We start from the raw sequence: 22,013 nt of genomic DNA, 5'->3' as shown, positions 1-22,013 counted from the left end.
TTTTTAAACTTATTAAAAGAAGGAAATGAGCAAAGAACCAACAATTAAGATAGCATTTATAGATGACCACGACCTGCTAAGAAAAGGTATTTGTGATTTTCTGATAGGCTACGGTTTTGAAGTATTATTTGAAGCGGAAAACGGAAAATCTGCTATCGACAAAATTGCGCTCTGTGAGTATGTTCCTGACCTCTGCATCGTCGATGTAAATATGCCTGTTATGAATGGTTTTGAAACCACAAAAAAATTATTGGAAATATACCCTCAATTAAAAATATTGGCATTCAGTGTTAATGATGATGAAAAGGACGTTATAAAAATGCTTGAATGTGGGGCTAATGGTTACGTTTTAAAAGGAGCCGACCCTGACGAATTAAAAAAGGCTGTTGAAACTCTTTTTAATGGGGGGCAATACTTTAGTGCGGGTATTGTGGAAATTGCACAGGACTATTACAAAAATTAATTTTATTAAAGGTGGGCTTTTTCCCCAATAGACAGGGCATCCTGTGGGATAAAACTTAAAATTGAAAATACTCCAAATAGAACAAATGGGATAATGAGTATCCCACGAAATAATGTCGCAACCTGTTTAGTAAAATGGAAAAGGATTTGTGCTGAGCAGTGTATTTTAGTAAAGGGGTTGCACCTCTTAAATGCAAAAAGACTGCCCGACCATCGGGAGGATCTGTCTTTTTGCCGCCCGACTTTTCAGGTCAGGCGGCTGCTATTTTAGCTTATGGTTTTTAAATACACTTCATAACGTTCCGTTAAATCCTTGCCTTTCCTGAAAGTGTCCTTTGTATAGCTGTAATGCTCTTCAAAGAACTTTACTTCTTTGGTGGTAAGGTCTATTAAATAGCGGTAGTCTGCGTTTATCCGCCTTTCATCCATTGTGCAATGCTCCGTAAGCATTTCGAGTTCCTGCTCACTGTTATCAAGGGATAACAAGGGCAAAAAAAGCCTTTCAACGATATATCCCTGTTCGGGTGCGCTGCTGCTGTCGGCAACGCAAATAAGAGATTTGCCGTTGCTCAATTTGATATGAAGATTTGAACGTGTCATAAATTGAAATTGGGGTTTATTGATTAAGCTGTTAATTGGGTTAATGAAAATTCTTCCGTCCAAAATTCCTCGCTCGTATGCTTCCCGTAGGCTGTATAGTAGCCTGTACCGTTTGCCCGCAATACAAGCCTGTAACAGTCCAGTCGGTTTTCTGGTACGGAAAACGTTTCCTGCTCCTGCTCGTCAACTTCCACAAATACCCATTCCTTACCCTTTAGCAGTTCTTCAATATTAGGGTTGTCGTGTTTGCCTGTCCTGTAAAAATCTACTGCTGTATCATAGTAGTTCATTGAGCAGAAATAATTATTGCCCTCTAACGGCTTAACCACTGCAAGCCGTTTTGCCTGTTCCTGTTTCCATTCATCGGATAGGTGAATAATTGCAAACTCGCAATTATCCCATTCGCTGTTGGTGTTGGCTTTAACCAAAATATGTGCTGTCGCTTTATCTGATAGTTTCATCGTTATAAATTTTAGTGGTATTCAAATAATTTTTGATTTTACGCTCTAACAAGGTTTCAAGTATTTCCCATTCGCTGTCGTACTCCTTGCCCTCAAAATGGTAGGTGTCTGTTTCCTCGTCTAATTCGTAGTTGTCAAAGTCCTGGCTATCTAAGCAGGTTTTTGTTAGTATGCCGTCTTCAAATATTGCCTGACCATATACTAAGCATCCTAATTCCTCATAGTCCTGTGTAAAATTCACTTTGAAGTGTTCGGATATCTGCTTCACAGCTTCCGTGTTTGGCGACCATTTTGTTTCGTACTGGAATACGCCCGCACTTTCATTGTCCTGACTGATGTTGTAGAAATAATCTCCGTGCGTGTCCTTTACGAAATCGGGTAATTGCCCGCAGTCGTCTTTCTGTTCCTGTTCAGCCATCAATTTGAATAGCTGTGTTATCTGTTCTATTGCTTCGGCTGTTCCCTCAAAAACAACCCAATTGTTGCACCAATTAGCCATAATTATTTATCGTTTAAGGTTATCTGTAAAAATTTGTCGCTCCCGAAAATCAGATGTATTGCCTGTTTTAATTGTGGGTCGCATTGTGCATCCTCTGTATATTCTATCAGGCAGTGGATAGCGAAAATCGCATTGTGTCCGTCAAAAAAATGGTCTGTAAACCAGTGCGGGCGTTTCCAAAGTGGTTCAGCTTTGTCTATGCCTTTTTGTGCATTCTGCACAAGCCTGTACCAAAATTCAGCGGTGAAAAATCCTTTTTGATACCAACCCTCACGAAAGGCGGTTTCATTTTGCAGGAAGTAGTCGCATTGCGTTTTTATAGCGTTTTGCAGGTTCTCCAGTTCTGTGGGAAACAGTTTGCATAACAAACCCGCTTTATCGAGGTTATCCATTTTATCTAATGCTTTCATATCTTTTGTTTTAGTAGGCGACCACCTTTGCAGGCAGTCGCCTTTGATGATTAATTGAAGTTGAAAATCTCTGCTCCTGAATAGGCAAAGTCTGTACACAGTTCAAAGGCTTTTTGGGTCTTTAGCTGCGCTGTACCACCCATTACAATAGATTGTAGTTTGGCTTCGCCATCCCTGTAATTGCGTACATTCTGAAAGTAGCCTGTAACGGCATTGTAAGCCCCGAATAATGTGCCTTTGGTAGTCGCCATTTGTTGGGTGTCGCTTATCATAGCGTATTCAAAGGCATCATCTACGGTGTTTTTGAACACGGTGGAAACTTCATCTTCCGCACCTTTTTTGAGCAGGTTAAGCGTTTCTTTGTTCGGGCAAAGTGCCAACTGGATTAGCTTTCTTACTTCTCGGTCTGTTACCCTTACTTTAGCCCAGTCGTTAAAAATGTTCTCTAACTGGATGCTTAGAGTGTTGGCAAGTCCCATAACCTTGTGAGCGTTTTCGAGGCGTTGTTTTGCTCCTGACGTATGTTTGATACGCACTACGTTGGTCATACTCCGCAATGAAGCGTTAAGGGTGTTTTGGCATACGATGCGGATAGGCGTAAACGCTGCGGTAATACTTCCGCTACCGTCGTGGCTTGTGGTTAAGAAGATGTACTTTTCTGTTACGTCGTCGCCGTTACCTACTCGGATATAGTCGGGCAGCTTGGCAGTGATAAAAATACGTTCCCCGTTGCCCAATGCTCCTGCGGTTTCATACAATATACCATCGCCTCCGCCTACAATAGCATCAAAGAAATTGAACGCCTCACGGTTTTGTACGATATGATAGTCTTTGCCTACTACGCCCAACGGTGTATTGGTATCGGTGCGGAGTGTGGCGAAACTATTAGGTACTAAGATGTCGTTGGCTTCAATCAGCTCTCCGCTGTCGCCTATGCTCATTGTTCTGCCCTGTGTAAACAGTGGGGATTTGATAACCTCGTAATCTAAACCTGCGTGTACGATTGCTTCCTCGCTTGTTGGGTACTGCTCTACGATTTGCCCCAAACCGTGCCACGCTTTTTGTTGAACGCTGAAAAATGAATGACGTCCTGTTTGCTCGTTGAAATTGATGTTGTGTGCCATAATGCTAAATTTTGATGTTTGAAAAAATGTTATTTACTCACTCGCTTTTCTCGTTTCCCGCTTCCCGTTGTGGTTTGCTCCGCTTCGCTTCGCATAAATTTTTCCAAAAGAAAAACCGGAAAAAAGAAAGCAGATAATCCAAGCGGGCAACAGCGTAAAACCGAAAGGAAACGGAATAAGTCCCGGAGGGTGGCAAGGCAACACACAGCAACTCGGCGAAGCCAGCATTTTGCCTTGCCATTATGCCGTAGTCTTTTGGTTGGGCGTGTGGGGTGGCTGCCCGCTATAACTTAGCTGCCTTTTTACCGGTTGATTGTGGAAATTTTCTACTCTAAGTTTTTTATGGCATTAATGACCAGGCTATCATAGCCTGTAATAGAGATTTGAAAAACGGAATAGCAGAAGGACATTAGATATGGGTTTCGTTTTTCAATTTTCTATTTAGCAAGTAGGTAATAAGCTCTTTTACAGCGCTGGACTGGGTGGAGGAAGTAAATGTGCTTTACCTACACAAGAAGTATGGGCATAAAAAAAGCAGAACCGTGAAGTTCTGCTCTTGTGATGAGATAAAAGCTGATTAGATTGCCATCATAAATGCTTCTTCCATAGCCTTGAATTTCGGCGTAACCAAATCCATATCCTTACTGATTTTTTGGCTTGTGATTTTAGCGTAAATCTGTGTGGTAGAAATATTTTTGTGTCCCATCATTTTGCTAAGGCTTTCAAGCGGTACGCCCTCGGTCAAAAACATTGTTCCGAAAGTGTGTCTTGCGGTGTGAAACGTTACTTTTTGTTCTGTAATAATTTCAGCTTTTTCAACCAGTTTACCTATGTGAGTATTGCAGGTTGAATTGGTCGGAGCCGGAAAGATAAATTCATTTCTTGTCGTACCCTGATACTTCTCAATAATACGTTTAGGGATTTCCATTAACCGAACATTGGAAGCAATATCTGATTTCTTTCTCCTGCTGATAATCCATTGATGACCATCAAAGAATGATTGAATATTGTTCCTTGTCAGTTTCTTAATATCCGCATAAGCAAGCCCAGTAAAGCAACTAAAAATGAACAGGTCTTTTACCAGTTCATACCGTGGGTGCGGTGGTACGCACATCATCAGCTTTTCTACATCTTCTTTAAGGATATAACCCCGGTCGGTTTCTTCCATACTGATTTCGTAATCCTGAAATGGATTATCACGTATCAAGCCTTTTTTAATAGCCAGTTCCGCCAGACTTAATACAGGCATAGTGTAAACCCAAACCGTATTATGCGAAGACTGCAAATCGTACCGGAGGTAAAAATCAAATTCACGAATGAAATCGGCAGTCAATTCCCGAAATGCCATATCATCACGATGATAGCGTTCTTTGATAAACGTGGTAAGATGATTGTAAACCGTGATGTACTTGTTATAGGTACTTTGGGAACGTTCTTCCTTTTCGACCATTTTTTTAAAACCCTCATTTTGGTCGTTAAAGACTTTTAATATTGCATCATCCATTACACCAACACCCAAAAACGATAGCTTCACTTTTTGGGAGGTCGCAAAGCCCTCGTGCTTCAGCATATCTTCATAAATCTTGTCGATACGCCCACGTATGTTATCCAGTTTTTTATTGATGCTTAATGCCTGCGCACTTTTGCCCTGAACTCTTCCGTGTTTTAAATCCCAATTATTGGGGTCAATTTCTAACTTTGTACCGAAAGTTTTAGGGGTTCCGTCAATGGTAATACGTGCCATAATCGGGGCATTACCGTTCTTTTTCAGTTCGTTCTTTTTCAAATAGAAAAGCAGTTTGAACGTCGATTTTTTTGTCTGCTCCATAACTCAAATGTTTAACGTTTAAAATTAAATTACATTGAGTTACAAGGGAATGTAGAAAAGGGTGCAAAAGACTGAAATATAATCGGTTAAGCTATGTAGTTACCGAAGTCAATCAGTAACGATTTAGTAACCTAACTTTGTATTTTCACGCCCAAAAACTATCGGACACCGACTTCTGAACTTGGACTACTATTTTATAAAGCATTGTATAGCAACGGTTCTAACCATTTTGCGTAATTTTGCTTTTATCTAATCTTTTTAAAAGAAATAAAATCATCGTTGCTTCCAGTGAACAGCCTTGACTCTTTAAATTCGTTATTGTTATAATATTTCCTTACCGTTGAAAACTCTAACTCCATTCCTAAATATGGTTTAGGTGCATCAATCTTATCAATAATAACATAATTATATTTTTCTATCTTTTGGGAAAAACAAGCTTGACAAGCTAAAAGAATAACGAAGACTATTTTATTTATTTTCATCATTTTGCTTCCTTTCAAAAACAAGTCTAGACAACTTTCTGGCATACTTATCTTTTTGCTCATCTTTAGATATATTATTCGTTTTAGCTAAATCTTCTATATACTTTTTAAAATCCTTTGAGTCTCATTGACCTGAATACGACAAGGCTGTTATATCCTCTTTATTAAAATTTAAGTTATTTTTACCTTAATTTACTGCCCAGTTTTGGGGGGGAATCATCACTAGAATGTAATATATTTATAGTCTATTTTATAATAGCATAATTCCTTTGTGAGGGTGATTTATCAAAACACTATTTTCCTGATAGCCATTATAACGATTTAGGTAGCCTTTAAAATCCTGCAGCAACTGTTGTATGAATTTTTCATTCCTGAACTGAATATCGAAAAAATAAAACTTTTCATTATCGAAAAAGCCTTTGATATACTTTTGTTCTTCTTCAGTATAATCTCGAACAAATTCATGTCCAACATTATTGAAAAGAAAATGAAAATATATCTCATTTCTTTTTGTTTTTATATTAAGAAAATACTTAGTGTCACTAAATTCAGAATCTAATTCAAGGCTAGGATAACTTAATAAAAAATTATCAAGTTTATGAACAAACTCTTTGTCTTTTGAGAAAAAAGATAAAACTTCCACTTTGTTAATTACCTCCTGTTGCTTGTTTTAATTCGGCTTCTGTTCTTAATAAAGTTACTCCTCTTTTTGCAGCATCGTATATCTGAGCTCTGTTAGCTTTAGGCATATAAAGAATATAACCTTTCCCCTGGTTTTTAGAATATTCCAGGTTTTTCAAGGATTGACTCAAATTTGGGCTTTTGCCAGACTTTACCTCAATATTAAACGTTTTAGTTACTATATCAATATCTCCTTTGCCTCCTGAAAATTCAAAATTTACATCTACGTCTTCAACCACATCGCCTAACTTATTAGCTACAGCACCAGCAAAATTACCATCCGTTCCACTATGCCACACTCCAGTTATAGAGTGAGCTGCCTTTGAAGCCCAACCCAATTTTCTAACTAGACCTGAAGCAACTTGCTTAGCTCCATACTTACTAAGAAGTTCACCCATTCCACCACCTGCAAGGTCTCCAACAAATCCTGTCGCAAAATCAATTCCTGCTTGCTCTGCAGTATAGCCACTTGGATTATTAATTGCATTTACAAGTACATCACCAGCGGCAGTACCAGCAGCCCGCCCTAATTTACCACCCTGAGTTTTCCATGGTATCAATCCTTCAACTCCTGAACGGCCAACTTGATACCAATTGACATTGTCAAATGCTTGACTCCAACTTGTGGTGGTCGAATTGAACAGATAGTCCATGCTAGCTTGTGCCAACATATCGGCTGCCGCTCCTGCACCTGCCTTCAATAACCAAGGAATGATTGGTATTTCTCCATTCTTATCAACATATTTAACAAAATTATTAAAAGTATATGAGTAAGATGAGGTATTTGCCATTTTCTCACTCAACGGATCCACTACTCCCCCATCTCCCAATACTCGGGTCATACATCCGGGCGCCGTAGTCTAAGTAATTCAAATTGCCCTGCAATTCTTTGCCATTGTAAGTAAAGCGGTCTCTCAATTCAAATTTCGGTAGTTTACTGGTATCAGCTACTATTTCTCGCTCAATGCCTACACCCCAAGGGTCGTAGAGGTTTTCTTGTGTCACCATAGTAGGGTATGCCTGGTTCATTGCCGTTGCATTTGGTTTTTCTACGCAGCGGCAACTGGTGCGGAGGTTATGTTCTTTTACCTTATATGTTTCAAATGAGCGTTCAGAGAACGCTAAACACACCGACTAAATGTAGAACATTTAGCCGAACGGGGGTACCTGTATAAAGACTTACAGGTGTTTCACCATACGTACCTAAAGAAGCCGCAGTTGGTGACGCCGGAGTTATATTTTGATAAGCATCTTGGCTAAAAGCATTTAGATTTGAACCTATTAAAAAAATAATTAAATAAGAAAGAATATCGGTTTTTTCATAAATTGATTACCTTTTACTACAATACTTTAATGAATTATATACGTCTATAGTATTAAGTCTACAATGCTTTCAAACCATGATAAACCCAGTCAAGTGATGCAATTATTTAAGTGAGAAATAAGAAGAATCTATTAGTCAAATTTACATTTTCATACTTTATTTACAATCCTTCAATTTTAAAGAATCACAAACCCATTTTAAACTATCTGGATAATCAATCTTAAGTGCTTTAAATTCGTTTGCTAAAAACAATATATCACTCTTGTTAAAATCTAAGCTGTCATAGATAAGTGGGAATTTTCTACCAACCAAATATTTGTTAATATCATCACTAGATATCCCTTTTGCTGTAGTAAGTCCACTGTAAGTTTCAGAACCAATCTTATAAGTATAAGAAATGTAAAGCCCTTTTATAAGTTTTGATCCGGTTATAGTTCCAGTGGTTATTTTTTTGTGCTTTTCTAAAGTAACAGCCTCTCTAATACTTATGAAAAACATTATAATAAAAAAAGAAATTCCTATTATTTTAGTCCAATTTAATCTCTTTCTCATCTTATTTTTTTTTAGTTAAATACTCACTACTTTTAGTTGCTCCTATTCCAAAATAAGTATTTAATCCTGTTTCTATTATAGATTTACCAAACACATCTGGTTGATATGCTTTTGCGAATTGCCCGCCAATAGCACCAGCTCCAGCATTTCCAATTGCACCTAAAGTGAAATTAGTCCACGTCTCTCTTTCAAATATTGAATTAACAGTTACTCCATATAAACCATTGTTAAGATTATAATCATTACCTGTAAATGAAAAAAAGCTACCAGTTGCAGAAGAGGTGATTGAAGCTAGAATATTTGTACCACCAATAGTTAATTGCCCAATTGTGCTTATCCAATTAATTCTTTCTATTCTGTTACCATTTGTAGCAAATTGAGCTGTAAAATCACCAAGCGCCGCTCCTACATTAAATTTACCAATATTTAAATACGTATTTTTTACTGGACTTTTGACGATTTGTCTTGCAATGCTTAATGCTCTGCTTCTGACAAGAAATGATACCCCTTGTGTTGTACCAATTGAAACCCCATAAATTGCAGCTATACTCCCACCAATAATTTTGATAGCATCTTCTCCTCCTTTCTGAAAATGTTCTCTGTAAGGACTTGGATGTCCATACAATTTTTGATTTCTATCATAGGCTTTTGATGCGTATTCTAGCATAGTATAAGGTTCTGGGTCACTTATTCTTTGTGCTACTACTCCCGCTTCACCTTTTTCAAGGTCATAATATCCCCCATTTGGACCCACTGGCACCCTTTCCAATCCAAATAAACCTACAAAACCAATGGGGTTGTTTCCAACATAATTATAAGGTGAAAAATCTAAATCTAAAGCTGCCAGCGGATCCACTACTCCCCATCTACCAATACTCGGGTCATACATCCGCGCGCCGTAGTCTAAGTAATTCAAATTGCCCTGCAATTCTTTGCCATTTTAAGTAAAGCGGTCTTTCAATTCAAATTTCGGTAGCTTGCTGGTATCAGCTACTACTTCTCGGTCAATGCCTACACCCCATGGGTCGTAGTGGTTTTCTTGTGTCACCAGCGTAGGGTAGGCCTGGTTAATTGCCGTTGCATTTGGTTTTTCTACGCAGCGGCAACTGGTGCGGAGGTTATGTTCTTTTACCTTATATGTTTCAAAAGTGCGTTCAGAGAACGCTAAACACACCGACAAAATATAGAACATTTAGCCGAACGGGGGTAGAGAATATCCCATTCTTCTTTTACAAACTTACGAAAATCTATGCTTAAATTAATTCACCCTACAGGTTTTATGCTTGATCCCCGAAATTTTTGGCATATGTTTGGCATGAAAATTTCAGGCATGAAAAAAGGGAGCCACATTTTCATGTAACTCCCTGATTATCAAGTACCGGGGACGGGAATCGAACCCGTACGGGCGTTTCGGCCCACAGGATTTTAAGTCCTGCGTGTCTACCAGTTCCACCACCCCGGCGGATGGTCATTCTTGGATGGTGACGTATCCTAAGAAAAAAAAAGCACCTTTTGATGGGTGCTGAAATTTCCGAGCGGAAGACGAGTCTCGAACTCGCGACCTTAACCTTGGCAAGGTTACGCTCTACCAACTGAGCTACTTCCGCTTAACATTCCTTGGTGTTGGATGGGACTGCAAAGATAGGGGGTCTTTTGATATTTGTCAAGTCTGTTGTTAAAAAAAATCTACTTTTTTTTGATACATTTTTGTAAATAGCTGATTATGAGTGTATTTGAAATGAATATTTTTTTAAATTTTTTTTGCCGTTCCTGGCTTCTTCATAATGTCCATAAATTTTCGGTATGATATAGGTATTAGTTTTTTTAACATCTGTACTTTTGTAGAAAATAATTGAAGGAATGGATAACAATTTAGATTTTGATAAATCTCCTGACGGCCTGGTGCCGGCTATCATACAAGATTACCAGACCGGTAAAGTACTGATGCTGGGTTATATGAATGCCGAGGCGTATGCAAAAACAATTCAGGACAACATTGTAACCTTTTACAGCAGAAGCAAGCAACGGTTATGGACAAAAGGGGAAACCTCCGGTAATTTTTTGCATGTAAAGAATGTTCTGATTGATTGTGACGGTGATACCATTCTTATTCATGCCCTGCCTGACGGACCCACCTGCCACACCGGAGCAGATACCTGTTTTAATGAGTTAAACAGTGCCGACTACAAGAAGATTCTGTTTGTGAATCATCTCCGTGAAGTGATAAAAGGGCGTAAGCAAAACCCGACTGACGAATCTTATACCAGCCATTTATTCAGAAAAGGAATTAATAAGGTGGCACAGAAAGTAGGAGAGGAGGCCGTTGAACTGGTTATTGAAGCCAAAGACGATAATAAAGAATTATTTTTGGGAGAAGCCGCTGATTTATTTTATCATTATTTAGTACTTTTAGAACAGAAAAACTATGAGTTCGACGAAGTACTCGATGTTTTAATAAAAAGGCATACCCCGCGCTCTTGATTGCCACCCGAAGGGGATATGTGAGTTCAAACCTAAAACCATTGCTCCTGTGGGTAGGGAGGAATCTTTGCTATGCTAAACTACATTGTACGTTTAATATGCTGCGGAGCCGCGGTGTATTATATGCCTAATTTTCTAAGCAAAATACACGTAGATGACTATACTACGGCAGTAATTGTTGCTTTTGTGATGAGTATTCTTAATGCCTTTGTTAAACCTGTGCTTCAGTTACTTTCATTACCACTTACCATTCTTACATTAGGTATTTTTTATCTGGTTGTAAATGTGGTGGTAGTGTATATGTGTGCCTCTCTGGTTTCAGGTTTTAAAGTAGACGGGTTCTTACAACCACTTATTTTCGGTTTCATTTTGTCGGTTGTAAATAGTGTTGTGGGAGGATTCCAGGATTAATTGCAAGCAGCCCTCTGCGCTAATCTGTATACGCACACAGGGCTGCTCTTACAATAGCCAATTTCTTACAGACTTTCTAAGGTGGCTTTAATTGCGGCAAAGTCAGGTATGTCTCCGGCTTTTTCCAAAACCTCTGCATAGCGTATTATGCCATCTTTGTCTACCACAAAAGCTGCCCGTTTAGATACACCTTTCATATCAAACACAAAAGTGTCATAAAGTGAATCATAAGCCAGTGATACTTCCTTGTTGAAGTCTGACAAAAGCGGGAAAGGAAGTTTTTGCTCTTCTTTAAATTTACCCAAAGTAAAAATTGAATCAACAGAAATAGCCAGTACATCTGTATTTAAAGCCGAATAAAAGGCAATGTCATCTCTGGTCTGGCAAAGTTCAGCCGTGCAAACGCTGGTAAAAGCTAATGGGAAGAATAATATAACCACGTTTTTTCCGCGGTAGCCGGCAAGCGTTACCTCCTGTTTTTCGCTGTTGTATAGTTTAAAATCCGGTGCCGTGTCGCCTACTTGTAAAGCCATATTAGATGAGGTTTAGATAAAAGATATTTTCAGAACAGATAACTGAACAGCCGTTCGTAATGTTCAGTATTACAAACCCAAATTTATCATCTTCTTTAGTATCTACATCAGGCTATGGGTAATTTTTTTCTGGTGCGGCTTGTTGGTGTTCTGTTATTTTAATGGTCGCGATAAGGTAAGATTTATCGAAAATGTGTACTTTGCACCCTATAGATGCAGCTATTAAACGTGCAAATCTCTGTAAATTCAATTATTTATGGATTTCCCTGAACCATTAAATTGCGTTAACGTGTCTTCATTTTAGTTTTGCAATTCATAACCTGTAATACATAATTAGATGAAAACTTTTTTTAGGATTTTTACTTTACTTATTAGCTTTTCTCTGGTATCTGCGTCCGTGAGTAGGGCTCAAACCAAAACGCATAAATTGCTGATAGACTTAAACAGTGCCGATACCACTGACCAGGCTGCTGTATTAAGGCAAATCAGAAACCTGTGGCGTGAGCTGCCCGATACAAAGGTTGAAGTGCTGATTCATGGTCAGGCCATATCTGCAATCAGAAAAGAGACCTCTCCCTTTGCCGTACAGATTGAAAAACTACAAAAAGAAGGTGTTACATTTGCCGTGTGCCGCAACACCATGAAGCGCTATAAATTAGCCGAGGCTGATATGTTGCCTTCAGCCTCTTTTGTGCCCTCAGCAATTGCTGAAACAGTTCTGAAACAGGAAGAGGGCTGGAGTTACCAGAAAGCAGGGCATTAACTTTTAAATGCTTTAGTTATGCTCAATTCATATCCGAAAGCATACCTTTACCGGAGAATCGTACAGGCCAAGCTGTTTATTGACACTCATTATCACGAACCAATAGACCTGGCTTCTATTGCTGATGAAGCTTTTTTCTCCAAGTTTCACTTCATCAGACAGTTTAAATTAACCTATACCAAAACACCTCACCAGTATCTTACGCATGTGAGACTAGACAAGGCAAAGGGTTTATTAAAAACAAAAGTGTCTGTTTCAGAAGTGTGTTATAGTGTTGGTTTTGAAAGTGTAACTTCATTTACCGGCTTGTTTAAGAAATACGTGGGTAAGGCCCCTTCAGTGTATCAGCAGGAGCAATTAAAGCGGCAATCGGCTATCAATTCAACACCTCTCCAGTACATACCCGGTTGTTTTGCGCAAGCAAAAGAATGGAAGCAAAAAAGCAATTTTGAAGAGGTGAGTTTCTGAAATATTGCCGAAGTTTATGTTGTTATTTATTTAAACAACCAGTGCTATGATTTCCAGAATTTCGCATGTAAGCATTTATGTTCTTAATCAGGACAGCGCCTACGACTTCTACGTAAACAAATTGGGTTTTAATGTAGCCACTGATGCCCCAATGGGGCCGGGTATGAGATGGCTTACGGTAACTCCTCCAGACCAGCCTGATGTGGAAATCACCCTGATGTCGGTTTCGGCAGGAATGGTGTTTGATGAAGAATCAGCTGAGCAAATGCGCAACCTGGTAAAAAAGGGAACATTTGGTTTTGGGGTATTTGAATGTAAAGATATTTATGCCACTTTTGAAGAGTTAAAAGCCAAAGGCGTTGAATTTACCAAAGCCCCAACGGAAGAGTTTTACGGTATAGAAGCTTTATTTAAAGATGATTCTGGCAATTGGTTCAGCCTGAGTCAAAAATCATAAGAAAATGGATGCCAGTGCTATTTTTAAAAAACTACGGCTGAATACAGCCGATACATTGCTAATTATGAATGCACCGGCTGATTTTCTGGTCTTACTGGAGGGAACTTCTTTCGACAACCAGCCACAGGCAGGCAAAGTATATGACTTCGTACAGGTGTTTGCTACCCGGCAGGCAGAGTTGGAGCAACTCTGTTCGTCAGTAAAAAATGCAGGTAAATACGATTGTTTGTTCTGGGCTTGTTACCCTAAAGGAACAGGGAAAATCAAAAGTGATATAAAACGGGAAACCGTGTGGCTGGCATTGGAGCTGGCAGGTGTTCAGGCTGTTTCGCAGATAGCCATTGACGAAACCTGGAGTGCGCTGCGCGGTCGGCCAACTGAAATGATAGGCAAATAGGGTAGAAGTTTGGTGGTTTACTGGAAATGGTGTTACATTCGTGGCAGAATTTACTTCATCTTCAATAAAATGCTAAAGGAAGCAATATCGACTTCTGTATTTGACCTGTTCAAAATAGGCCCCGGGCCATCTAGTTCGCATACCATCGGGCCTATGAAAGCCGCCTTCGATTTCCTGCAAAGAGCCCTGGCTTTGCCCGATTCGCTGCTGGCTGGCCCGCTTCAGATAAAAATTCATTTATATGGTTCATTAAGTGCCACCGGAAAGGGGCATGGCACCGACCGTGCCGTTATTGCCGGTCTTCTGGGCTGGCTGCCCGATACCTGCGAGCCGACTGCTTTTACTGCATTGCTGAAAAATGCTGATGATACTTACTCCATCTTTATCAACCAAAGCCCGGTTGTTTTAAGTGCCGGCAGCATCATCTTTCAGAAAGGGCGTTATGATTCTCCGCATCCCAATACACTTGTTTTTCAGCTGCTTGCTCCTGAGGGTGTCATACTGCAGGAAGAATACTATTCAGTAGGCGGGGGCTTTATTCAGCGTAAAGGAGAAGAGGCACAGGCGGCTTCAGCCAAAAGGCCGGCCTATCCTTTTTCTACGATGAAAGAACTGAAGGAGCATCTGGCTAAAGAAAAAATATCACTTACCGACCTGATGATAGCCAATGAAATGGCCCTGACCGGAGCCAGCCGGAAAGAGATATACCAAAAAATAGATGATATTCTGGAGACCATGCATAAGGCCGTGAAAAGAGGTTTACGTCATAAAGGCCTTTTACCGGGTAGTATCAAGTTAAGGCGGAAAGCCCCGGTATTGTATGCCCAGGCTAAAAGCCATGCCCCTGCCACCGATAGCTTCATGGTTTTTCTGAACGCCTATTGCATGGCGGCATCTGAAGAAAACGCTGCCGGAAATATTGTCGTAACTGCTCCTACCTCGGGTGCATCGGGTGTAATACCGGGCATAACTTACCTGCTGCGTAATCATTACCACTACGATAAACAAAAACTGCGGGAAGGTATGTTGGCCGCTGCCGCCGTGGGCTTCCTGATTAAGCATAATGCCAGTATATCAGGTGCTGAAATGGGCTGCATGGGTGAGATTGGCTCTGCCTCAGCTATGGCAGCAGCTATGTTGGCGTATTGCGCCGGCCAGCCGGTAGATACGGTTGAGGCCGCAGCAGAAATAGCCATTGAGCATCATCTGGGCATGACCTGCGACCCAATAGGAGGCTATGTGCAGATTCCCTGCATTGAGCGCAATGCTATGGGAGCTATCAAGGCTTATAACGCTTATCTGCTGGCATCATCCGGCAATACGGGATACCAGAAAATATCGCTCGACAGTGTGATAAAAGTAATGCGTGCTACGGGCAAAGATATGTCTAAAAAATATAAAGAGACCTCGCAGGCAGGCTTAGCGCTAAGTGCTACTGAGTGTTAGATAAGGGTATGAGAACCACTGATTATCAAGTATATGCTGTATACCGGTAGTTTCCTTCACAGCCGGATTGCGAATTAAAATTACTTTCGTAAATTGTTGAATATATTCAACCGGGCCATGTACCAATCATACAGGCCCCATCTAAACTATATATTTAACTATGAAAAGAATTCTTTATGTGGCATCTCTTATGCTGGTGCTTACGCACGCTGTTTCTGCGCAAAAAACAAAAAAAGGCTGGTACTCTTTGTTTGACGGCAAATCGTTAGAGGGCTGGAAAGTGGGAGAGAACGCCAGTACGTTCAGCATTGAAAATGGTACTATTGCGGTAAATGGCCCGGTAGCGCATTTATTTTATGTAGGGCCGGTTAATAATCATGATTTCAAAAACTTTGAGTTTAAGGCAAGGGTAATGACCACGCCGGGTTCAAACTCAGGTATTTATTTTCATACCCAATATCAGCAAGCCAGCTGGCCCGATAAAGGCTATGAAGTACAGGTTAATAACTCGCATACCGACTGGCGCCGTACCGGAAGCCTCTACGGCATACAAGACGTGAAAGACACCCTGGTAAAAGATAACGTATGGTATACCGAGCACATTATAGTAAAAGACAAGCACGTTACTATCAAAATTAACGATAAGACAGTAGTTGAATATGACGAACCTGCCGAATTACCTAAAGGAAGAGAAGGCAGACGAATAAGCAGCGGAACCTTTGCCTTGCAGGGCCATGACCCTAAAAGCAAAGTATATTATAAAGAGATAATGGTAAAACCCCTGCCCTGAGACGTTATCAAAACAAAAGCCTCTTAACATTTGCTAGGAGGCTTTTTTATTGCATAATGCCGGCCTGTATATTAAATAGAAAAGCAGGCACACCATTAAATGGAAGCTAATTTGAATGATATCTTGGGATATCCGCTCAGGAATATCAATAACGGCGTCCGCCACCATTATCACCGCCACGGCCGTAGCCACCGCCACCACCACGGTTGAAACCACCACCGCCACCGGCAGGTCTTTCTCTTCTTTCTTCAGCCTGATTAACAACTGCAGTACGGCCACCGATATCAGAACCGTTTAACTGGCTGATTGCTTTCAAAGCGGCTGCATCGTCTGGCATTTCAACAAAGGCAAAGCCTTTGCTTCTTCCGGTTACTTTGTCAATAATAATTTTAACAGAACTTACTTCACCAAATTCTTCAAAATATTGTTTTAATTCACTTTCTTCGATTCTAAACGGAAGACTTCCAACAAAAATGTTCATGATACCAGTAGGATTTTAATTGATAAATTTTTGTAAATTATATTATTTAATCTTTTTTGAAAAAATCAGTTGTTTATGGGCATGCTTTAAAACCTACCGCTTTTTAATACATTACTATCATTTAATCTTTGCCTGTCAAAAAATAAAAAAGTGTGAAGCACATTATCGTTCCTTTCACACTTTTCATGATTTTGTTGTATAATCGATTAATAATGGCAAATGCTTTATCGCTTCAAATATAAAGAATTAATTTGCCATTTCCGACAAGAATTTTATTCTCATTAATCTTAATTCTTCTTCAGTTATATCGTCGCCTTCAAAAGTCTTGAGTGCAGCACGGATATTATCGGTTTCTGCGGCCATAAAATACTCATAAATCTCGTCCTGATGTTCTTCATCTATTACCTGATTGATGTAGTAGTCCAGATTCAGCCTTGTGCCAGAATAGCAGATGTGCTCAATTTCTTCTATCAGTTCAGGCATTGTCAGGTCTTTTGACTCTGCAATTTCGTCCAGATCAATCTTGCGGTCAATCTGCTGAATGATATAAATCTTTATTTTTGATTTATTGACAGCCGATTTTACAACCAGGTCCTGCGTGGTTTCAATTTCGTTTTCTTCTACGTATTTTGAAATCAGCTCAAGAAAAGGCTTCCCAAACTTTTGCACTTTGCCAAGGCCAACCCCGTTTATCTGGGCCAGGTCTTGTCCGGTAGTTGGGTAGGTGGTTGCCATTTCTTCCAGTGAGGGGTCTTGGAAAACCACATACGGCGGCACGTTCTTTTCTTTGGCAATTTTTTTACGAAGCGCTTTCAGCAACTCAAACAACGCTGAGTCAAACGCGCCACCTCCGCCAGACGGCCCGCCGTTCATTTGAACGTCGTCGTCGTCACTGCTTTCGGTATTTTCGTAGTTATGGTCTTCTGATATTGTAATAGGGTAAGAGTCGGCAATAAAGCTTTTGCCTTTTTCCGACAGTTTTACTACCCCATAGGCGTTTTCAATATCTTTTTCAATAAAACCAAGCACCATCATCTGACGAAGGATAGACACCCAGTAATCGTTAGGGGTCTTTTTGTTGTCAGATTTTTTTGTTGGTTTTTCGGCTTTTTTAGGTGAATGAGACGGACTTTTGGTAGCAACAGGGGTGTTGTCTTCCTCTTCGTCCATATCGTCATCATTAGCCAATTCTAATTCTTCTTCTTCGTCGTCTTCGTCATCCTCTTCTTCAGCTTCAACAAACATACCTTTCCCTTTACCATAAACGGCCAGCTTGTCGTGCTCATAGCTACGGATGTAAGCATTAGCTGTATTGGCTGTAAGAACATCAGCAATGTGCTGAATATCAAATCTTTCGCCCACCTGCTGAATGGCTTTTAAGGCCAGAACGGCTTCATCTTCAATTTTAAATTTCTTGGTGGGTTTCAGACAGTTATCGCAAAAACCACAGTCTTTTTCAGAGTATTCGCCAAAATAACTTAGTAGCTGACGGCGGCGGCAGATACCCAGGTTAGAGTAAGCAACCATTTCCATCAACAAAGCCTTGGCGTTGTCTCTTTCAGTAACGGTCTTATCTTTGTTGAACTTCTCCAGTTTTAAAATGTCGTCAAAGCTGTAGAACATCAGGCAGTTACCTTCCAGTCCGTCGCGTCCTGCTCTTCCGGTTTCCTGATAGTAGCCTTCCAGCGACTTGGGCGCATCATAGTGAATCACAAAGCGCACATCGGGTTTGTCAATGCCCATCCCGAAGGCAATCGTTGCCACTATTACATCGGCTTCTTCATTCAGAAACGCGTCCTGATTTTTCATCCGGGTGTCAGCATCCAGTCCGGCATGGTAATGCAGGGCTTTGATACCGTTTACGCTCAGCAGGTTCGCAATTTCTTCAACCTTTTTGCGGCTGAGGCAGTAAATTATGCCCGACTTACCTTTATTGTTAAGAATATACCTTATTAATTGCTTCTTTGAATCAACTTTCGGACGAATCTCGTAATACAAGTTCTTGCGGTTAAACGACGACTTGAACACGGGGGCCTCGTCCATTATCAGGTTTTTCTTGATATCCTGCTGTACTTTTGGCGTGGCGGTTGCCGTTAATGCAATGATTGGCAGATTGGGGTTGATATCGTCTATGATTCCTCTGATTCTACGATACTCAGGTCTGAAATCATGGCCCCATTCAGATATACAGTGGGCTTCATCTACTGCTACAAAAGAGAGTTTGGCTTTTTGTAAGAAAGACAGGTTATCTTCTTTTGTGAGAGATTCCGGAGCTATATAAAGTAAACGGCATTCACCGCTTAAAACATCGTTCTTCACTTTGGTCATCTCAGCCTTATTCAGTGTTGAATTTAAAAACTGAGCATTGATACCAAAGGCTGTCATTTGGTCAACCTGATTTTTCATCAGGGCAATAAGCGGGGAAATTACAATAGCAGTGCCCTCAAGTACCATAGCGGGCAACTGATAACATAGAGATTTCCCAGCGCCGGTAGGCATAATAACAAAAGTATTTTTTCCTGCTACAATGTTATTGATAATTGCTTCCTGTTCGCCACGAAAAGCATCAAAGCCGAAAATTTCTTTGAGTTTCTCCTTTAATGATTGTTTAATAATTGGTTCTACCATAAACGCAAAATTGCTATCCGGAAAATTTACAATATTTTAAAAATAGGTCAGTATCTGAGCAATTTTATGTTGATTGTCCTGATGAGCCAGTCATCAGAAAAAATGCCATTAGTAAAGATTTGCTGTAGTAATAATTGCTGTGGTTGTGAGGCTGTTCAGGCCATGCCGGGTATGAGCATCAACAACAGCGATATAATTCGTAATACTTACAAAACAGTTTGCTTAAGGTATGTTTAGCCCCGGCAAAAGGTACTATAAAGTTTGAATTAGTTTAGAATAATTACTTTAGCCTTTGCTAAGATACTATTTTTTTAATTGAGTATTACAAATTTCCGGCGTGGTTTTTTTTAACCTGATTCATTTAATGATTTAAACTAGTTTTGTTGTAATTGTTATTCTACAGCAGGCAATGTGTTCTTATTGCACTAATCTTTTGATGCAAGCCCTACAAGCATTACTTTTGCCTGTAAATACCCCCTCTGAAAAGTGAAGACGAAGTTAGAAAAAAATTTACAAAGCGTAGCGAAAAAAGTTTTGCAACATGAAGCAGACGCAATACTTTCTTTGAAAAGTTATATTAATGATGATTTTGAATTATGTGCAAAGGCTATTTTAGCCTGTAAAGGCCGTCTTGTGGTAACCGGAATAGGAAAAAGTGCAATTATTGGGCAGAAAATAGTGGCTACCATGAATTCTACAGGCACCCCCGCTCTTTTTATGCACGCGGCTGATGCGATACACGGTGACCTGGGGATGATTCAGAAAGATGACCTGGTAATGTGTATTTCTAAAAGTGGCGATACCCCCGAAATAAAGGTACTTGTGCCGTTGCTGAAGATGCACGGTAACCAGATGATTGCCCTGGTAAGCAATACCCAAAGCTACCTGGCCAGCCATGCAAATTATGTTCTGAATGCCTACGTGGAGCGCGAGGCCTGCCCGCTTAATCTGGCGCCTACCACTTCAACCACAGCTGCACTGGCTTTAGGAGACGCCCTGGCCATTTGCCTGCTTGAAATGCGGGGTTTCACCAGCAGCGATTTTGCACGATACCATCCGGGGGGCAGTTTGGGTAAAAAAATGTACCTGAAAGTAAGAGACGTGTACCCCAACAATGCAGTGCCAAGCGTATCTCCGGATGCTGATTTACATACGGTTATTCTTGAGATGACATCAAAACTACTGGGTGCTACTGCCGTTATTGATGCATCCAGCCAGTTACTGGGCATAATAACTGATGGTGATTTACGCAGAATGTTGAATAAAAAGCAGGATTTTGCAAGCCTGAAAGCAACTGATATTATGACTGCCACCCCCAAAACCACCAGCCCGGACGAATATGCAGTCAATGCACTGGCACTAATGCAGGAGAAAAGCATAACGCAATTGGTGGTGGTTGAAGACGGTAAACTTCTGGGCTTTGTGCACCTGCACGATTTACTAAAGGAAGGTCTTTTATAAAACTACGCCGGCTTTGACCAACATGCAATATACCGCTACTTATTATGATGGACAAACCTCCAGGCCGCATCTGGTGCAGGTTGAGGTTTGGGGTAACTTACTGCGCATAAATGATGCAAACATCAATATTGTATGGACAATAACTGAAATAGAGTTTAGCGCATTTATGGGCAAGGGTAAAACCATGCTTCAGTATGGGGCATTCCCGCATCAATATCTTGAGTTTCCATCAGGCTCACCTCTGGCAATTGTGCTAAAAGAGTATCTGCCCAAGCCCCCAAAAGTGGTAAGGCGGCAGTATGAGGCTTTTCTAAAAGCGGCACTTATCATGGCAGGCGTGGCAGCGGGCCTTCTGCTGGCGCTGTATTATTGGTTGCTGCCGGTGGTGGTTTCTTTTGTTGTCAGCAAAATACCGGTTTCGGCAGAAGTAGCCATGGGTGAAAAATTTTACCAGGGTTTAATGAGCAACGCCCATGTTGATAAAAAAGCCACTGCTGCTCTTACCGGTTTTGCCGGTTGTATTGATTTTGAAACCAAGTATCCGCTCAGGTTTACAGTTGTTGAAAACAACGATGTAAATGCCTTTGCTTTGCCAGGTGGCCATGTGGTTGTTTACAGCGGCATTATTGATAAACTTAAAACCCCTGAAGAGCTGGCAGCATTGCTGGCACATGAGGTAACGCATATAAAGGAAAGGCATTCTTTGAACGCACTAACCCGAAGCATGGCTGGCTCGGTGCTTTTATCTTTTGTTTTTGGTGATGACGGCACCCTGGCTAATCTATTGTTAAGCAAAGCCGACGAAATACATCAGCTGGGTTTTTCGAGAAGCATGGAAAAAGAAGCGGATCTGAAAGGGCTGCAGCTAATGGCAAACAACCACCTGGATACCCAGGGGATGCTCCGCCTGATGCAAAGATTGCAAGCCGAAGAAAAAGAAAATCTTAGCAGAGGCGCACCTGCCTACCTTAGCTCGCATCCGCTAACTGAAGAAAGAATAACTTATATATCAGAACAGCCTATACCCCCACCCCAAACCCGGAACAAGGCCATTGAAGATGCCTGGCGCCTGCTTAGATGATGCGAAATTGGGGAGATTCTTCCCCGAAAACTCAATAAAATTTTTTGAAATTTAGAACAGTTTCAGATTGTATTTTTTTTTTGAAATTAATGTTTGCTTTTTGAATTTTTATTCTACATTTGCTCATAGACACTATGTCTTAGACCTCATACAAAAGTAACCCTGCGAATTGATTCTTTTAGCTGTGCCATGG

27 protein-coding genes and 2 tRNA genes are annotated in these 22,013 nt (G+C 40.5%); 11 read left to right on the top strand and 18 right to left on the bottom strand.

The window, feature by feature from the left end; translation table 11 throughout:
* The first annotated feature begins 25 nt into the window (after nucleotides 1-25).
* On the top strand, nucleotides 26-463 hold the full coding sequence (locus C0V77_RS12275; protein WP_095073142.1) for a response regulator transcription factor: 438 nt from the start codon (nucleotides 26-28) through the stop codon (nucleotides 461-463).
* A gap of 266 nt (nucleotides 464-729) precedes the next feature.
* On the opposite strand, the gene C0V77_RS12270 is transcribed toward C0V77_RS12275, so the two are convergent.
* The 15 genes from C0V77_RS12270 to C0V77_RS12205 form a co-directional block, all read right to left on the bottom strand.
* A complete protein-coding gene (locus C0V77_RS12270) occupies nucleotides 730-1,062 on the bottom strand; it encodes a penicillin-binding protein (protein WP_101726672.1) in 333 nt (110 codons plus the stop codon).
* A 23-nt stretch (nucleotides 1,063-1,085) separates the two neighbouring features.
* Nucleotides 1,086-1,523, bottom strand: a complete 438-nt coding sequence (locus C0V77_RS12265; protein WP_101726671.1) for a hypothetical protein — start codon at nucleotides 1,521-1,523, stop codon at nucleotides 1,086-1,088.
* Nucleotides 1,507-2,022, bottom strand: coding sequence for a hypothetical protein (locus C0V77_RS12260; RefSeq protein ID WP_101726670.1), 516 nt, complete (start codon nucleotides 2,020-2,022; stop codon nucleotides 1,507-1,509). The genes C0V77_RS12265 and C0V77_RS12260 overlap by 17 nt, the downstream gene beginning before the upstream one ends.
* Nucleotides 2,023-2,024: 2 nt before the next feature.
* Nucleotides 2,025-2,432 carry a hypothetical protein gene (locus C0V77_RS12255; protein ID WP_101726669.1) on the bottom strand — a complete coding sequence of 136 codons (408 nt, stop codon included), beginning with the start codon at nucleotides 2,430-2,432 and terminating at the stop codon, nucleotides 2,025-2,027.
* A 50-nt stretch (nucleotides 2,433-2,482) separates the two neighbouring features.
* Complete coding sequence (locus C0V77_RS12250) at nucleotides 2,483-3,556, bottom strand: DUF932 domain-containing protein (RefSeq protein ID WP_101726668.1); 1,074 nt, start codon at nucleotides 3,554-3,556, stop codon at nucleotides 2,483-2,485.
* Nucleotides 3,557-4,133: 577 nt separating this feature from the next.
* A complete protein-coding gene (locus C0V77_RS12245; RefSeq protein ID WP_101726667.1) occupies nucleotides 4,134-5,384 on the bottom strand; it encodes a site-specific integrase in 1,251 nt (416 codons plus the stop codon).
* Nucleotides 5,385-5,629: 245 nt separating this feature from the next.
* Nucleotides 5,630-5,929, bottom strand: a complete 300-nt coding sequence (locus C0V77_RS12240) for a hypothetical protein (protein ID WP_101726666.1) — start codon at nucleotides 5,927-5,929, stop codon at nucleotides 5,630-5,632.
* 187 nt (nucleotides 5,930-6,116) lie between these two features.
* Nucleotides 6,117-6,509, bottom strand: coding sequence for a hypothetical protein (locus C0V77_RS12235; protein WP_101726665.1), 393 nt, complete (start codon nucleotides 6,507-6,509; stop codon nucleotides 6,117-6,119).
* A gap of 4 nt (nucleotides 6,510-6,513) precedes the next feature.
* Nucleotides 6,514-7,338 (bottom strand): hypothetical protein, encoded by an 825-nt coding sequence (locus C0V77_RS12230; protein WP_143706084.1) that lies wholly within the window; start codon nucleotides 7,336-7,338, stop codon nucleotides 6,514-6,516.
* A 4-nt stretch (nucleotides 7,339-7,342) separates the two neighbouring features.
* Complete coding sequence (locus tag C0V77_RS22950; protein ID WP_143706083.1) at nucleotides 7,343-7,576, bottom strand: RHS repeat-associated core domain-containing protein; 234 nt, start codon at nucleotides 7,574-7,576, stop codon at nucleotides 7,343-7,345.
* 451 nt (nucleotides 7,577-8,027) lie between these two features.
* Nucleotides 8,028-8,423 (bottom strand): hypothetical protein, encoded by a 396-nt coding sequence (locus C0V77_RS12225; protein WP_101726663.1) that lies wholly within the window; start codon nucleotides 8,421-8,423, stop codon nucleotides 8,028-8,030.
* A gap of 1 nt (nucleotide 8,424) precedes the next feature.
* Nucleotides 8,425-9,351, bottom strand: coding sequence for an RHS repeat-associated core domain-containing protein (locus tag C0V77_RS12220; RefSeq protein ID WP_101726662.1), 927 nt, complete (start codon nucleotides 9,349-9,351; stop codon nucleotides 8,425-8,427).
* 12 nt (nucleotides 9,352-9,363) lie between these two features.
* Nucleotides 9,364-9,615, bottom strand: a complete 252-nt coding sequence (locus tag C0V77_RS12215; RefSeq protein ID WP_101726661.1) for a hypothetical protein — start codon at nucleotides 9,613-9,615, stop codon at nucleotides 9,364-9,366.
* 184 nt (nucleotides 9,616-9,799) lie between these two features.
* Nucleotides 9,800-9,885: transfer RNA gene (locus C0V77_RS12210), tRNA-Leu, on the bottom strand.
* Between the two features lie 72 nt (nucleotides 9,886-9,957).
* Nucleotides 9,958-10,030 (bottom strand) — tRNA-Gly (locus C0V77_RS12205).
* Nucleotides 10,031-10,283: 253 nt separating this feature from the next.
* On the opposite strand from C0V77_RS12205, the gene hisIE reads away from it, so the two are divergent.
* Both hisIE and C0V77_RS12195 read left to right on the top strand, forming a co-directional pair.
* Nucleotides 10,284-10,904 carry a bifunctional phosphoribosyl-AMP cyclohydrolase/phosphoribosyl-ATP diphosphatase HisIE gene (gene hisIE, locus C0V77_RS12200; RefSeq protein ID WP_101726660.1) on the top strand — a complete coding sequence of 207 codons (621 nt, stop codon included), beginning with the start codon at nucleotides 10,284-10,286 and terminating at the stop codon, nucleotides 10,902-10,904.
* A 72-nt stretch (nucleotides 10,905-10,976) separates the two neighbouring features.
* On the top strand, nucleotides 10,977-11,315 hold the full coding sequence (locus C0V77_RS12195; RefSeq protein WP_101726659.1) for a phage holin family protein: 339 nt from the start codon (nucleotides 10,977-10,979) through the stop codon (nucleotides 11,313-11,315).
* 65 nt (nucleotides 11,316-11,380) lie between these two features.
* On the opposite strand, the gene C0V77_RS12190 is transcribed toward C0V77_RS12195, so the two are convergent.
* Nucleotides 11,381-11,848, bottom strand: coding sequence for a redoxin domain-containing protein (locus tag C0V77_RS12190; RefSeq protein WP_101726658.1), 468 nt, complete (start codon nucleotides 11,846-11,848; stop codon nucleotides 11,381-11,383).
* Between the two features lie 427 nt (nucleotides 11,849-12,275).
* On the opposite strand from C0V77_RS12190, the gene C0V77_RS12185 reads away from it, so the two are divergent.
* The 6 genes from C0V77_RS12185 to C0V77_RS12160 all read left to right on the top strand — a co-directional run bounded on the left by C0V77_RS12185 (nucleotide 12,276) and on the right by C0V77_RS12160 (nucleotide 16,169).
* Complete coding sequence (locus tag C0V77_RS12185; RefSeq protein ID WP_158237952.1) at nucleotides 12,276-12,611, top strand: DsrE family protein; 336 nt, start codon at nucleotides 12,276-12,278, stop codon at nucleotides 12,609-12,611.
* A gap of 18 nt (nucleotides 12,612-12,629) precedes the next feature.
* On the top strand, nucleotides 12,630-13,079 hold the full coding sequence (locus C0V77_RS12180; protein ID WP_101726656.1) for a helix-turn-helix domain-containing protein: 450 nt from the start codon (nucleotides 12,630-12,632) through the stop codon (nucleotides 13,077-13,079).
* A gap of 46 nt (nucleotides 13,080-13,125) precedes the next feature.
* The gene (locus tag C0V77_RS12175; RefSeq protein WP_101726655.1) at nucleotides 13,126-13,536 is read left to right on the top strand and encodes a VOC family protein; all 411 of its coding nucleotides are present in this window, start codon (nucleotides 13,126-13,128) and stop codon (nucleotides 13,534-13,536) included.
* Nucleotides 13,537-13,540: 4 nt separating this feature from the next.
* On the top strand, nucleotides 13,541-13,933 hold the full coding sequence (locus C0V77_RS12170; protein WP_101726654.1) for a DUF3052 domain-containing protein: 393 nt from the start codon (nucleotides 13,541-13,543) through the stop codon (nucleotides 13,931-13,933).
* 69 nt (nucleotides 13,934-14,002) lie between these two features.
* Nucleotides 14,003-15,379 (top strand): L-serine ammonia-lyase, encoded by a 1,377-nt coding sequence (locus tag C0V77_RS12165; protein ID WP_101726653.1) that lies wholly within the window; start codon nucleotides 14,003-14,005, stop codon nucleotides 15,377-15,379.
* Nucleotides 15,380-15,539: 160 nt separating this feature from the next.
* On the top strand, nucleotides 15,540-16,169 hold the full coding sequence (locus tag C0V77_RS12160; protein WP_101726652.1) for a DUF1080 domain-containing protein: 630 nt from the start codon (nucleotides 15,540-15,542) through the stop codon (nucleotides 16,167-16,169).
* Between the two features lie 145 nt (nucleotides 16,170-16,314).
* Here the strand turns inward: C0V77_RS12160 and C0V77_RS12155 are convergent, their stop codons facing one another.
* Both C0V77_RS12155 and C0V77_RS12150 read right to left on the bottom strand, forming a co-directional pair.
* Nucleotides 16,315-16,650, bottom strand: a complete 336-nt coding sequence (locus C0V77_RS12155) for an RNA-binding protein (RefSeq protein WP_101726651.1) — start codon at nucleotides 16,648-16,650, stop codon at nucleotides 16,315-16,317.
* A gap of 246 nt (nucleotides 16,651-16,896) precedes the next feature.
* Nucleotides 16,897-19,278, bottom strand: coding sequence for an ATP-dependent DNA helicase RecQ (locus tag C0V77_RS12150; protein WP_101726650.1), 2,382 nt, complete (start codon nucleotides 19,276-19,278; stop codon nucleotides 16,897-16,899).
* Nucleotides 19,279-19,764: 486 nt separating this feature from the next.
* Here C0V77_RS12150 and C0V77_RS12145 point away from each other — a divergent pair, with 486 nt between their 5' ends.
* Both C0V77_RS12145 and C0V77_RS12140 read left to right on the top strand, forming a co-directional pair.
* Nucleotides 19,765-20,739 (top strand): SIS domain-containing protein, encoded by a 975-nt coding sequence (locus C0V77_RS12145; protein ID WP_101726649.1) that lies wholly within the window; start codon nucleotides 19,765-19,767, stop codon nucleotides 20,737-20,739.
* 22 nt (nucleotides 20,740-20,761) lie between these two features.
* Nucleotides 20,762-21,820 carry a M48 family metallopeptidase gene (locus tag C0V77_RS12140; RefSeq protein WP_101726648.1) on the top strand — a complete coding sequence of 353 codons (1,059 nt, stop codon included), beginning with the start codon at nucleotides 20,762-20,764 and terminating at the stop codon, nucleotides 21,818-21,820.
* Nucleotides 21,821-22,013 lie beyond the last annotated feature (193 nt).

Origin of the sequence: Emticicia sp. TH156 (genome assembly GCF_002855535.1) — a bacterium.
GTDB lineage: Bacteria > Bacteroidota > Bacteroidia > Cytophagales > Spirosomataceae > Emticicia > Emticicia fluvialis.
This window is presented reverse-complemented; position numbering and strand designations above follow the sequence as displayed.

What these genes read in the sequence shown, in the direction of transcription:
- C0V77_RS12275 (WP_095073142.1), top strand. Translation starts at nt 26, where the DNA reads ATGAGCAAAGAACCAACAATTAAGATAGCATTTATAGATGACCACGAC.
- C0V77_RS12270 (WP_101726672.1), bottom strand. Translation starts at nt 1,062, where the DNA reads ATGACACGTTCAAATCTTCATATCAAATTGAGCAACGGCAAATCTCTT.
- C0V77_RS12265 (WP_101726671.1), bottom strand. Translation starts at nt 1,523, where the DNA reads ATGAAACTATCAGATAAAGCGACAGCACATATTTTGGTTAAAGCCAAC.
- C0V77_RS12260 (WP_101726670.1), bottom strand. Translation starts at nt 2,022, where the DNA reads ATGGCTAATTGGTGCAACAATTGGGTTGTTTTTGAGGGAACAGCCGAA.
- C0V77_RS12255 (WP_101726669.1), bottom strand. Translation starts at nt 2,432, where the DNA reads ATGAAAGCATTAGATAAAATGGATAACCTCGATAAAGCGGGTTTGTTA.
- C0V77_RS12250 (WP_101726668.1), bottom strand. Translation starts at nt 3,556, where the DNA reads ATGGCACACAACATCAATTTCAACGAGCAAACAGGACGTCATTCATTT.
- C0V77_RS12245 (WP_101726667.1), bottom strand. Translation starts at nt 5,384, where the DNA reads ATGGAGCAGACAAAAAAATCGACGTTCAAACTGCTTTTCTATTTGAAA.
- C0V77_RS12240 (WP_101726666.1), bottom strand. Translation starts at nt 5,929, where the DNA reads ATGAGCAAAAAGATAAGTATGCCAGAAAGTTGTCTAGACTTGTTTTTG.
- C0V77_RS12230 (WP_143706084.1), bottom strand. Translation starts at nt 7,338, where the DNA reads ATGGCAAATACCTCATCTTACTCATATACTTTTAATAATTTTGTTAAA.
- C0V77_RS22950 (WP_143706083.1), bottom strand. Translation starts at nt 7,576, where the DNA reads ATGAACCAGGCATACCCTACTATGGTGACACAAGAAAACCTCTACGAC.
- C0V77_RS12225 (WP_101726663.1), bottom strand. Translation starts at nt 8,423, where the DNA reads ATGAGAAAGAGATTAAATTGGACTAAAATAATAGGAATTTCTTTTTTT.
- C0V77_RS12215 (WP_101726661.1), bottom strand. Translation starts at nt 9,615, where the DNA reads ATGTTCTATATTTTGTCGGTGTGTTTAGCGTTCTCTGAACGCACTTTT.
- hisIE (WP_101726660.1), top strand. Translation starts at nt 10,284, where the DNA reads ATGGATAACAATTTAGATTTTGATAAATCTCCTGACGGCCTGGTGCCG.
- C0V77_RS12195 (WP_101726659.1), top strand. Translation starts at nt 10,977, where the DNA reads ATGCTAAACTACATTGTACGTTTAATATGCTGCGGAGCCGCGGTGTAT.
- C0V77_RS12190 (WP_101726658.1), bottom strand. Translation starts at nt 11,848, where the DNA reads ATGGCTTTACAAGTAGGCGACACGGCACCGGATTTTAAACTATACAAC.
- C0V77_RS12180 (WP_101726656.1), top strand. Translation starts at nt 12,630, where the DNA reads ATGCTCAATTCATATCCGAAAGCATACCTTTACCGGAGAATCGTACAG.
- C0V77_RS12175 (WP_101726655.1), top strand. Translation starts at nt 13,126, where the DNA reads ATGATTTCCAGAATTTCGCATGTAAGCATTTATGTTCTTAATCAGGAC.
- C0V77_RS12170 (WP_101726654.1), top strand. Translation starts at nt 13,541, where the DNA reads ATGGATGCCAGTGCTATTTTTAAAAAACTACGGCTGAATACAGCCGAT.
- C0V77_RS12165 (WP_101726653.1), top strand. Translation starts at nt 14,003, where the DNA reads ATGCTAAAGGAAGCAATATCGACTTCTGTATTTGACCTGTTCAAAATA.
- C0V77_RS12160 (WP_101726652.1), top strand. Translation starts at nt 15,540, where the DNA reads ATGAAAAGAATTCTTTATGTGGCATCTCTTATGCTGGTGCTTACGCAC.
- C0V77_RS12155 (WP_101726651.1), bottom strand. Translation starts at nt 16,650, where the DNA reads ATGAACATTTTTGTTGGAAGTCTTCCGTTTAGAATCGAAGAAAGTGAA.
- C0V77_RS12150 (WP_101726650.1), bottom strand. Translation starts at nt 19,278, where the DNA reads ATGGTAGAACCAATTATTAAACAATCATTAAAGGAGAAACTCAAAGAA.
- C0V77_RS12140 (WP_101726648.1), top strand. Translation starts at nt 20,762, where the DNA reads ATGCAATATACCGCTACTTATTATGATGGACAAACCTCCAGGCCGCAT.